The organism is Gemmatimonadota bacterium (assembly GCA_026705765.1).
GTDB lineage: Bacteria > Latescibacterota > UBA2968 > UBA2968 > UBA2968 > VXRD01.
On record JAPPAB010000029.1, the window covers coordinates 53,483 to 65,697 of the forward strand.

A 12,215-nucleotide genomic window follows, 5' to 3' on the forward strand; every position below is an offset into this window, starting at 1 on the left:
AATGAAACAAATCGACATACCTTATGGCCGAGGAGCCGTATCTGTTGATACAGATCCAAAACTCGCGCACTGGGACGTAATCCGTCCCTCATTTGAACCAGCACTAGAAGACCCCAAACGGCTCTTTCACAAAGCCGTGCGCCACCCTCTCGGCACAAAACCGCTCAGAGAAATAGTCAAGCCTTCAGACCGGGTCGTAATTGCGACATCCGACGGCACCCGTCCCGTCCCCAACAAACAACTGATCCCATGGCTACTCAAAGAACTGCCCGTATCCCCCGACCAGGTAACCGTATTAATCGGCACGGGCACGCACAGGCCAAATACAAAGCGCGAAATTGTCGAAATGTTTGGCGAAGAGATGGTTCGCCGCGTACGCATCGTCAATCACGATGCATTTAGCGAAACGCAAAACGAACAGGTGGGCAAAACTGCGGATGGAACAACCGTATTTTTGAACAAAGAATACCTCAACGCAGATGTGCGCATCGCCCTCGGATTTATCGAACCGCACTTCTTTGCGGGCTTCTCGGGCGGACCAAAAGCCGTCGCGCCCGGCGTGGCGGGCATTGAAACCATTTTCCGACTCCATCGCGCCGAACTCATCGCCGACCCAAACAGCACCTGGGGCGTACTCCACGAAAACCCACTACACCGGGAAATCCGAGAATGCGTCGCACTATGTCCCCCGGATTTTTTGCTCAACGTGACACTCAATGCAGAAAAGAAAATCTCGGGATATTACGCGGGCGACCTCTCCCTCGCTCATGCAAAGGGATGCGCCGATGTAAAAGCCTCGGCAATGGTCCCTGTCGAAACACCCTTCCCGCTGGTCGTCACATCCAACAGCGGCTTTCCCCTGGATCAAAACCTGTATCAAACCGTAAAAGGCATCTCAGCCGCAGCGCGTATCGTAACCGACGGCGGAACAATCCTCGTAGCCAGTGCGTGCAGCGATGGCGTACCCGACCACGGCAATTTTGCGGCATTGATGCGCGAAGGCCATACACCTGCAGACGTGATAGAATCGGTCTATGCACGCGAACCCATCCTCGACCAGTGGCAGGCGCAAATTCTATCGGGCATCTTAGACCGCGTAAACGTAAAAGTCTATACCGAAATGAACAGCGACGAGGTCCGCGCCTGCAAACTACAGATCATACCCGACCTCAACAAAGCGATACACGACCATCTAAAATCCCGGGATGCCCGCGTAGCCGTATTGCCCGACGGCCCACTCGTCATCCCCTACCTGTAATCTCCTCAAACAGGACCCGCCTTCAGAATCTCATCGCTGATCCCATCTTCAAACTGCTTGAAATTCTCCTTAAATAACCGCGCCAGATATGTAGCCCTCGCATCGTATTCAGAAGGATTAGACCACGTCGCACGCGGCGACAAAATACTACCCGTAACATCTGGACAGGTTTTTGGAACCTCGAAACCAAAGCGCGGATCTGTCTCACACGCCACATCTGTCAAAGCACCATTGTGTATCGCCCGAATAATAGAGCGGGTATTCGTCAACGTAATGCGCTTACCAACGCCGTAGCCACCGCCCGACCATCCCGTATTGACCAGCCACACATCCGAATTGTGTTGCTGGATTTTTTCTGCCAATTGCTCGGCGTATTTCCCCGGATGCCACACGAGAAAAGGCGCGCCAAAACAGGCCGAAAAAGAAGCCTGCGGTTCAGTAATACCCATCTCTGTACCCGCGACCTTGGCCGTATAACCGCTGATAAAATGGTACATCGCCTGTGCGGGCGTGAGCTTGCTCACCGGGGGCAAAACCCCAAAAGCATCACAAGTCAAAAAAATCACATTCCTGGGATGACCGCCCACACATGGAATTTGTGCATTGGGAATATACTCAATGGGATAAGCCGCGCGCGTATTTTCCGTAATAGAATCATCATCGTAACTAATCACGCGCGAATGCTCGTCAAAAACGACATTTTCGAGCACCGTCCCAAAACGGATCGCATTGTAAATCTCCGGCTCGCGCGCTTGTGAAAGACCAATGCACTTGGCGTAACAACCACCCTCAAAATTGAAAATACCGCGATCGCTCCACCCGTGTTCATCATCGCCGATCAAACGACGCTGAGGCTCGGCTGAAAGCGTCGTCTTTCCCGTACCAGACAGGCCAAAAAAGAGCGCCGTATCCCCTGCTACACCCACATTGGCCGAACAGTGCATCGACAAAATATCCTGCTTGGGCAAAACATAGTTCAGAACCGTGAAAACACCCTTCTTCATCTCACCCGCATACTCCGTCCCCAAAATAACCATCTCTCGCAACTCAAAACTCACATCCACACTCGTAGTCGAAGTCATCTCAGCCGTATATCGGTTCGCGGGAAATCTGCCAGCATTAAAAATGACATAATCCGGCTCGCCAAAATTTTCAAGCTCTGTACGCGAGGGACGCATAAGCATATTGTGCATAAACAGGGCATGGTACGCGCGGGCGCAAACAACCCGCACCTTAATGCGATATTTGGGATCCCAGCCCGCGTACCCATCAACCACATAAATGCGATCGCAGACATTGAGATAATCGATAGCCCGCTCTCTATTAATCAGAAACGTGCGCTCATCGAGTTTAATATTGACCTCACCCCACCAGATATCGTCCGCACTATCGGGATGATTCACAATGCGTTTATCCTCTGGACTGCGCCCGGTCTTTTCTCCCGAACGCACAATAAGTGCCCCAGTACTCGTAATAGTCGATCCAGTCTCGTGGGTCAGCGCCTCCTCGTAAAGCACCGCTGGCGAAGCATTGCGCAAAATAAGCGGCCTGGTAATATTGTAGCGTTCCAGATTTATTCCAGTCATAAACGAATCCTTTCGGTTATTAGTTGTCAATCCCAACACCAAAATATATCACACAAAACACGCCAAACCAAATATTACTCCACAACCAAAAATTCCTTCATTTTTAAAAAATAGTCATTATATTTCGCGCCTGACCATCGATCGGAGGAAAAAATGTCCAAAAAATGGTTGCGCGTTGCCGCATGTCAAATGCATGCCGATGAGAACATCGAAAAAAACACCTGTGAGATTATCGACCGTATAAACACCTGTGCGCGTGAAAAAGTAGATATAGCCGCATTTCACGAAGGGATTTTATACGGCTATACCAACTGCCCCGACTTCTGGTCAAGCCTGGATCAAACGCGCATTGAAAGAGCCGAACAACAAATTATAAAGGTATGCCGTGAAAAAGGCATTGCCGCAATCGTCGGCTCCACCCATCTCGAAAACGAACACCGCTACAACAGCCTCCTCGTCATAGATCGCGATGGCACCGTAAAGGGACGCTATGGCAAAATACATCTGGCGGGTGAAAAATGGTGTGAACCCGCGCAACACTTGCCTATTTATCACTTGTGCGGCATACCCTGTTGTTTTTTAATCTGTCACGACATTCGATACCCCGAACTCGTGAGATTGCCCGCCGCAGCCGGTGCAAAAATCTGCTTCTTCGCCAGTTGTGAAAGCTCTGTCACCTCAGAGCACAAATTGTCGGCCTATCGCGCCATGCCCATCAGCCGCGCAACCGAAAATGACATCTACGTCGTCATGGCAAACGCCCCTGCCGACCCCCTGGACATCAACCGCGCGGGATCTTCCCACGGCGAATCAAAAATCATCCATCCGAATGGCAACGTCATAACCGAAGCTGGCATATTCACCGACGAAATCATAATCCGCAAATTAGACCTCCATCAGGCATCCCGCAACATCGCATTGCGAGCCGTGAATGACACAACGCGCCTGCGCGAATGGATGAAAAAAGGCGTAAAATTAGTAGATTGCAAAAAGGAGCATATATGAAAGGAACAAAACCAAACATCTTGTGGATCTGCACAGACCAGCAGCGATATGACACCATTGGTGCATTGGGCAATCCCCATGTGGATACCCCCAATATCGACCGACTAATCGCCGAAGGATTTGCATTTACCCATGCCTATTGCCAGAGTCCGATTTGCACACCCAGTCGGACGAGTTTTTTGACCGGACAATACGCCAGTGCCGTACACGTAAACGGCAATGGCAACTCGCATTTCCCAGATGCGCCCCCCCTGGTCACCAAAATACTCGCAGACAATGGATACGACTGCGGACTAATCGGCAAATTGCACTTATCGAGCGCGCATGGGCGCATTGAAAAAAGAACAGATGACGGATACCGCTACTGGCAATACAGCCACGCGCCTCGGGACGATTGGGAAACCGGACACGATTATGCCGACTGGGTACGATCAAAAGGCGAAATCCTGGGCGAACTCATCAAAAGCCCCGACGGCGTACCCGCAGAACTGCACCAGACAACGTGGTGTGTGGAAAAAACCATCGAATTTTTGAGCGAACAGCGCGATGGACCCTGGCTGGCCTCTGTGAACATCTACGACCCGCATCCGCCATTTAACCCACCCACAACGTACCGCGAAATGTTCGATCCCGAACAGGTAAACGGCCCGCTATTCCGAGAAAGCGATCTCGCGCAACAGGAAAAACTGGAAGCCATCGACTTCCAGTCCAAAGGGCGGCATCCCGATGAACTGGATATACGAAGCCCCGTAATCCCCAGAACACCGACGCGCGGATTGCACGAATCTGAATCAGCCGGAAAACGCGACGCAAAAACACTCATTGCCGCCTATTACGCCATGATCAAATTGATCGACGATCAACTCGGGCGCATAATAGCCGCACTGGAAGAAACTGGACAGCGCGACAACACATTGATTATCTTCACCAGCGACCACGGCGAAACTCTCGGAGACCACGGCCTGATTCAAAAGGGATGCCGTTTTTACGAAGGACTCGTGCGCGTACCACTCATTTTCTCATGGCCGGGCTACGTAAAATCGGAACAAAAAAGCGATGCACTCGTCGAATTGCGCGACATAGCACCCCTCTTGTTGGAACTCGCTGGTATAGAAGTACCCGAGCGAATGCAACCGCATTCTCTATCACCCATGCTCAGCGGTGATCAACCCCCCGACGAACACCGCGATTTCGTGCGCTGTGAATATTACGATGCACTCGATCAAGCCGACGGAACATTTGCCACAATGTATCGCAACCGTCGGTACAAACTCGTGGTCTATCACGGACACGGCCTGGGCGAACTTTACGACTTACAGGAGGATCCAGACGAATTTGACAATCTGTGGGACAGTCCCGATCACGCGGATGTAAAACTCGACTTAATGCAACGCAGCTTTGATGCGTCAATGCTCGCAATGGACAGAGGTCCAGAACGCATTGGGCCGATGTAAAAACATTATGCGGAGGTGTTATATGGCAAAAAAACCCGTTCAAAAACCAAAAATTAAAATCATGGCCGCAGACTGGTCATTGAGAGATTACCCATCTGCAAGAAATCCCTGGACTATTCAGACCAAAGTGAGAAAAGTGAAAGAAGCGGGATTTCACGGCATGTCGTCTGGCGCCGACGCCGAGTTAGCCGCAGAACTGCACAAACAGGGATTGGAAATGGTAGGCGGGGTAGATGTGGGCAGTAAAAAAGAAGCCGACGCAAAAATGAAAGCATTTGCCGACATAGGCGTGGTTCACATCAACGTCCAATTGTGCGATCACGACACAAAAACAAAAGACGCGGTAAAAGTCGCGCGAGCAGTCGTCAAAGCCGGAAAAAAGCACAAAGTCAAACCCGCAATCGAGATCCATCGCGACACATGTACAGAAACGCCGGAAAAAGCCTTTGCACTCGCCGATGCGTACCGAAAAAAACACAAAAAGAAACTGCGAATGAACTTCGACCACTCGCACCCGGCAATCATCAAACAACTCCGCCCGCACGAATACTGGGAGCGATTGTCTGAACGCACCGACCTCTTGCAAATGCACGAACTCATCCACTTTCGCCCCTTTACCGGCAGCCATTGCCAGACCCCGGTCACAAATGACAAAGGGCGACTGGATCGCGATTTCAAAATCTGGTTAACCAATTACCTGGAACCCGCCCTCAATGCGTGGTTACAGGGCGCAAAACCGGGCAAAATACTCCATATCGTACCCGAACTGGGACCCCAGGGTTCTGGATACGCGCTCGCCTGTTTCCCCGACATCTGGGAGGATGCCATCCGGGAAAAAAATGAAATCATAAAAGTCTGGCGTCGGTTGATGAGAAATTGGAACAAATAACTGATATTAGACAAGCAACCACGGATGAACACAGATACACACAGATGAAAGATTTTTTGTGTCCGACATTTGCGTGTGTCGAAAGCATGTGTCATTGACCAGCTAAAGCGTACATCCCTTGCAAGTATTGCGGGATTGGCAACACGGTAACCATCCGTGTTCATCGGTGTTAATCTGTGGTTGCTTTTAGGAGATATAACATGTCAAATCGCAATGGACAAATTTTAATCGGCTCCATATTATTGGACCTCAACCGCTGGGGCGATCCCAAAACACCGACCTACGAGGTAAGCGACTGGACTGACCGCTTTCGGAAAGCCGGATTTGATGGCATGGAACTCTGGGAATATCACGCCACATTGTGTTCAGACGCCGAGCGCGAAAAATTGCTATCCTCTAATTTCTCCGCAACGATCTACAACACCTATTGCGACTTTGACGACAACGATGCCGGTGCGCGCCAAAACGCGGCAGAAATGATCGGCCTATTCGGCTCAGCCGGTGTAAAATTCAACGTGGGCAAAGACCCTGCCTTGCGCGAAACTTATTTGAACAACCTGCGCGCCTGGCGCGAACAAGTCCCCCAAACCTGTACACTGCTCTGCGAATGCCACCCCGGCACAATTGTCGAACACCCCGATGACGCCAAGGCATTCTTCGATGACCTGGGCATCGAAGGCTGGGAAATCATCGTACACTGCTTCATCCCCGAAATGGATATCCTGAAGCGATGGTTCGACCTCTTTGGTCCCAAAGTCACACACGCACACACCCAACTGCGCGACGAAAACACCAATGTCCAGTTACTCCACGACCATACCGAGCGCGCTCAAACGGCACTGGACCTGATGGCCGAATACAAATTCTCTGGCTCCATCACCGTCGAATTTTCCAAAGGAACGCGCGAACCCGGCGAAAACATGGACGACCTCTGGGCAGCGGCAAAGGCTGACCTATCGTTTTTACGTAGTAAATCCCAAACTTGAACGGAGTAATAAATGGCAAGAAAAGTAACAATAGCATTGATAGGCGCCGGGATGTTTGGCGGCGATGTTCACGCCCGGGCCTTTGCGGATCTGCAACGCAACGGCATCAGTGGCCTGATGGGACGAGTCGGACTCGACGCCTGGGCGCGCGACCTTGCAGACATCGAATTTGATCTCGTTGCAGTAGCCACGCGCAGCGAAGCATCCGCACAACGCGCAAAAGCCAACTTCGAACAATGGACCGGACACGCGCCCGCACCCTACTGGGGCGAAACCCCCTGGGAAGATGTCTTGCGCGACTTTCCGGACCTCGACGTCATGGCCGTCGCCACACCCGACAACCTGCACACACCCGTAGTCCTCGCAGCATTGAACAACGGCACCCATGTCATCACCGAAAAACCGATGTGTTTATCGGTCCACGAAGCCGATGAAATGATCGAACTCGCCAATGAAAAAGGACTGGTATGCGCGGTAGATATGCACAAACGCTACGACCCGGATCACATGCGCATCGAGCACGACATCGCCAATCGCATCGGCGACCCCATTTACGGACTCGCCATGCTGGAAGAGCCCCTCGAAGTATCCACCAGCACATTTAAGTGGGCAGAAGAAAGCGACCCCTTCTCCTACGTGGGACCCCACTGGGTCGATCTATTCTACAACTACTACCGCAGCAAACCCGTATCCCTCACAGCCGTAGGACAAAAAAAACGCCTCATACGCGACGGTATTGACGCCTATGACGCCGTCCAGGTCCGCGTAGATTTCGACAACGGCATGAGCATTTACTTCCACAACAACTGGATCACGCCCGACGATTTTGAAGGACCCGTCAATCAGGGACACGAAATCGTCGGCACCGACGGCAAAGTGGAATCCGACCAGCAATATCGCGGATTTCGATTCTGGTACGCAGACGGCGGCAGCCAGAGTTCAAACAACCACTTCACGCGCAACGTCAAACGCCCCGACGGCTCAGAAGTCTATGTGGGATATGGCACAGACAGCATCATCGTGGCACTCGTCGCAATATGCCGCATCGACTTCCTGGGCGAAACCCTATCAGACGTAAAAGAAATCTATCCCACGGCTGAAGACGGGCGGATCACCACGGCGATCGTAGATGCCGCACGCATCGTCCGCGACCGCAATTTTGAATACATGCGCGAAGGCAAAGGCGCCACAGTCACAGCGCAATTCGGCGCAGACGGCATCACCATCGTCGATCCCAACCGCGCATCTGACGGACCCGACGCAGTATTTGAAAAAATATACGATAAGCCGGTGTGAAGTGGCGTGGTGGAAGGGTGGCATCCTGAAAATCCTTTAATCTGGGAAATCCTGATCCAATGGGAAAAGAATTTGACATCACCCCTGTCAACGTACCAAAAGTCGATACAAAATATCGCCGCATCGTGACCCCTGTGCCCCATCCAGACTCGGTAGCAACTTTGGAAACCCTGCACCGGGTAGAACCCATCTCCATGCGCGGACAACCGCCCATTGTATGGGACCGCGCAGAAGACTGTCAGGTCTATGACAAATACGGCAACATGTGGCTCGACTGGAGTTCGGGCGTACTTGTCACCAATGCCGGGCACGGCATGCCCGAAGTGCGGCGTGCAATCGTAGATCAGGTAGGCACCGGACTATTGCACAACTACGTATTCCCGAGCGAAGAACGGGCGCAACTCGTCGAATTTCTGATCGAACTGGCACCAGAAGGGTTAGACAAAGCATTTCTACTAACAACCGGATCTGAAAGCACAGAAAACGCCTTAAAACTCGCGCGAACATACGGCATTACAACCGGAGGAAAAAAGAAAATCGGCTTTGTGGGATTTGAACGCGGATTTCACGGACGCACAATGGGCGCACAGCAAGTCGGCGGCATGCCCGGGCAAAAAGACTGGATCGGCAACGAAGACCCCGCCATCGTACAGGTCCCCTTTCCCGACGGGTATTGGACGGAAAACGTAGATTTTGATTTCTTCTGCTCTACACTCAAAGACAAAGGACTAAATGCAAACGACGTATGCGGCGTCATGCTCGAAACATATCAGGGCGTGGGACCTGACTTCGCGCCCGTAGCATACGTACAGGCACTATCTGAATGGTGCAAAGCACACAATGCCCTCTTAATCTTTGACGAAGTACAGGCGGGATTTGGTCGCACCGGTAAAATGTGGGGATTTGAGCACTACGGCGTAACACCCGACCTCATCTGCTTTGGCAAAGGCGTAAGCAGTTCCTTGCCCCTATCGGGCGTAATCGGCAGAACCGAAGTCATGGACTTATACCCCCCCGGATCAATGACAAGCACCCACACGGGCAACCCCGTCTGTTGTGCAGCGGCACTCGCCAGCCTGCAAAAAATCGTAAATGACGACTTAACCGGCAATGCAGCGCGACTCGAACCCGTATTGATGAACGGAATCAAAAAAATCCAGACCGCGCATCCCGACGTGGTCGGACATGTAACCTGCAAAGGACTCGTAGGCGGTGTACAAATGGTAAAACCCGGACAAAAAGAACCCGACCCGGACCTGGCGCACGAAATTGTACTGCGATGTTTTCACAAAGGATTGCTATTCTTTGCCCCTGTGGGCGCGTGGGGACAAACCGTAAAAATCTCTCCGCCCTTGACCATTGAACAAGACGCGCTCGAAGATGGCTTACAGGTACTCGCTGAAGTTGTGAATGATATACAAAGGTAAATTATATGGAAAACAAAAGACCCGGACGACTGCGCGAAGTAGCGGCATTATTCTTCAAACTCGGCGTCATAGGATTTGGTGGACCCGCAGCGCACATCGCCCTGATGGAAGACGAAGTAGTTGAAAAACGCGCCTGGCTATCGCGCGAGCGATTCTTAGACCTCGTCGGCGTAACCAGTATTATCCCCGGACCAAACTCGACTGAAATGGCGATACACCTGGGATTCTTGCGCGGAGGCTGGCCCGGACTATTGCTGGCTGGCCTGTGTTTTATCTTTCCCGCCGTCACATTGACAACAATACTCGCCTGGGCCTATATGACGTATGGCGCCATCCCAGAAGTTGCCGATCTACTCTACGGCATCAAACCAGCAGTCCTCGCCGTCATCCTGGGCGCACTGTGGCGATTGGGTCAAAAAGCCGTAAAAGGCTGGCGATTGAGCTTTCTGGGCCTGGCTGTCATGCTCGTGTCCCTCACCCAATTTAGCGGCGTCCTCGCACTGATCGGCGGGGGAATCATCGGCATGTTCTGGCTGCGCATGACGCGACCGAGAGACCGCGAACACATGGCCGTAATCGCGCCAATAGCGGGCACGGGATTGACCATGCTCGCAAGCCAAGGCGCCGTATCCGCAGCAGGACCAACACTCTGGGCACTGGGCCTATTCTTTCTCAAAATTGGCGCAATACTCTACGGCAGCGGATACTTACTCATCGCATTCCTCGAAGAAGAACTCGTACTCGGATATGCCTGGCTAACCCAGGAACAATTGCTGGAAGCCATTGCCATCGGCCAGTTCACACCCGGACCCGTATTATCCACCGCAGCCTTCATCGGCTATCTCGTCACCGGCGGCAAATTATCCGGAGCCCTCGTCGCTGCTGGCGCGATCTTCCTACCCTCCTTTGTATTTGTCGCTGCCCTGAACCCCCTCTTGCCCCGGCTGCGAGAATCTGAATGGGTAGCGTCATTCCTCGACGCCGTAAACGTCTGCGCCGTGGGATTGATGGCCGCTGTAACAATAGAACTGGGCTATCTAACCCTGGATTCAATACCCAAAATGGCAATCGCGGGCATCGCATCCATCCTGATATTGTGGCGCAATGTCGGCGCAGTATGGCTGGTCGTTGGCGGAGCTGTTGCGGGTTGGATCATCCTCGCCGCGGGATTATAGGGATGACCCAGGAATATCTCAAACCCGAAGTCGTCTCCCGGCTCGCGCGCCTGGACCTGATCGCACGCATGGTCGTCGAAGGATTTATCACCGGCCTGCACCAAAGCCCCTATCACGGATTCTCCGTCGAATTTTCCGAATACCGGCAATACATGCCCGGGGACTCCCTGCGCGACCTGGACTGGAAAGTATTTGGCAAAACCGACCGCCTCTACGTCAAACAATACGAAGAAGAAACCAACCTCAAATCCCATCTCCTCATAGACGCCAGTGCCTCAATGGCATACGGCTCGGACGCCATCACCAAATACCAATACGCATCTTATACTGCCGCCGCCCTATCCCACCTCATGTTGCGCCAGCGCGACGCCGTCGGATTAATCGCCTTTGACGACCGCATTCGCACGTATTTGCAGCCCCGCTCAGTCACCAGTCATTTACACACCCTGCTCACCACACTTCAAAACACCAGCCCCGAAGGCACCGATACCGACCTCGCCGCCACCTTTCACGAACTGGCAGAACGCATCGTGCGCCGCGGCCTCGTCATCGTCATCTCCGATCTCTTCGACGACCCGGACCGCCTGCTCAACGGCCTCAAACACTTTCGCCATCGCAACCACGAAGTCATCGTCTTCCACATCCTGGACCCCCGAGAACGCGACCTCGACTTCAACCGCGAAATGCGCTTCGTCGATCTCGAATCCGGCACGCAAATCTCTACAGAACCCTGGCACCTCGCACCTGAATACCGAGACCACATGGACACCCTCATCAACCGCTACCGCCGCGAATGCCGCGAAGCCCTGATCGACTACGTCCTCCTCGAAACCTCAGAACCCTTTGACACCGCCCTCTTCAACTACCTCGCCAAACGCAAAAAATTGATGTAAAAAAACCAATCCCCCATCGCAATAACGCGCAATAGGGGATTTTATGTACTATCGTGTACACGCCTCAAAGAGCCTTCAAAACATCCTTCAGAATGCGCTCTTCCTTTTGGGCAATATCATCTAACGAGGTAATAATCTTCAGAATACGATCCACATTCCACGTTCTCTTAACCTCCACTAACGCCCGCAATTTAAGCATCATCAGATGAACCTGATGCGCCTTATGCTCAACCTCCTTATACGCCT

General features: G+C 52.4%; 11 protein-coding genes. 9 read left to right on the forward strand and 2 right to left on the reverse strand.

The annotated features are described in order from the left end of the window. Position 1: 1 nt before the first annotated feature. Positions 2–1,258: a nickel-dependent lactate racemase gene (larA, locus tag OXH16_03935; GenBank protein ID MCY3680520.1), complete on the forward strand. Its 1,257-nt coding sequence runs from the start codon at positions 2–4 to the stop codon at positions 1,256–1,258. Between the two features lie 5 nt (positions 1,259–1,263). Here the strand turns inward: larA and pckA are convergent, their stop codons facing one another. Continuing rightward, on the reverse strand, positions 1,264–2,844 hold the full coding sequence (pckA, locus tag OXH16_03940) for a phosphoenolpyruvate carboxykinase (ATP) (protein MCY3680521.1): 1,581 nt from the start codon (positions 2,842–2,844) through the stop codon (positions 1,264–1,266). A gap of 153 nt (positions 2,845–2,997) precedes the next feature. Between pckA and OXH16_03945 the strand changes: the two genes are divergently transcribed. From OXH16_03945 to OXH16_03980, 8 genes are all read left to right on the forward strand, one after another. After that, on the forward strand, positions 2,998–3,849 hold the full coding sequence (locus OXH16_03945) for a carbon-nitrogen hydrolase family protein (GenBank protein MCY3680522.1): 852 nt from the start codon (positions 2,998–3,000) through the stop codon (positions 3,847–3,849). Beyond that, complete coding sequence (locus tag OXH16_03950) at positions 3,846–5,303, forward strand: sulfatase-like hydrolase/transferase (GenBank protein ID MCY3680523.1); 1,458 nt, start codon at positions 3,846–3,848, stop codon at positions 5,301–5,303. The genes OXH16_03945 and OXH16_03950 overlap by 4 nt, the downstream gene beginning before the upstream one ends. Before the next feature lie 22 nt (positions 5,304–5,325). Continuing rightward, a complete protein-coding gene (locus OXH16_03955; protein MCY3680524.1) occupies positions 5,326–6,192 on the forward strand; it encodes a xylose isomerase in 867 nt (288 codons plus the stop codon). Between the two features lie 200 nt (positions 6,193–6,392). Beyond that, positions 6,393–7,178: a hypothetical protein gene (locus OXH16_03960; protein MCY3680525.1), complete on the forward strand. Its 786-nt coding sequence runs from the start codon at positions 6,393–6,395 to the stop codon at positions 7,176–7,178. A gap of 12 nt (positions 7,179–7,190) precedes the next feature. After that, complete coding sequence (locus OXH16_03965) at positions 7,191–8,474, forward strand: Gfo/Idh/MocA family oxidoreductase (GenBank protein MCY3680526.1); 1,284 nt, start codon at positions 7,191–7,193, stop codon at positions 8,472–8,474. A 59-nt stretch (positions 8,475–8,533) separates the two neighbouring features. Continuing rightward, the gene (locus tag OXH16_03970; GenBank protein MCY3680527.1) at positions 8,534–9,901 is read left to right on the forward strand and encodes an aspartate aminotransferase family protein; all 1,368 of its coding nucleotides are present in this window, start codon (positions 8,534–8,536) and stop codon (positions 9,899–9,901) included. Positions 9,902–9,906: 5 nt separating this feature from the next. Next, positions 9,907–11,076 carry a chromate efflux transporter gene (gene chrA / locus OXH16_03975; protein MCY3680528.1) on the forward strand — a complete coding sequence of 390 codons (1,170 nt, stop codon included), beginning with the start codon at positions 9,907–9,909 and terminating at the stop codon, positions 11,074–11,076. A gap of 2 nt (positions 11,077–11,078) precedes the next feature. Then, positions 11,079–11,969 carry a DUF58 domain-containing protein gene (locus OXH16_03980; GenBank protein ID MCY3680529.1) on the forward strand — a complete coding sequence of 297 codons (891 nt, stop codon included), beginning with the start codon at positions 11,079–11,081 and terminating at the stop codon, positions 11,967–11,969. Between the two features lie 64 nt (positions 11,970–12,033). Here OXH16_03980 and OXH16_03985 read toward each other — a convergent pair. Continuing rightward, the coding region (locus OXH16_03985) for a hypothetical protein (GenBank protein MCY3680530.1) at positions 12,034–12,215 on the reverse strand (182 nt) is incomplete at its 5' end.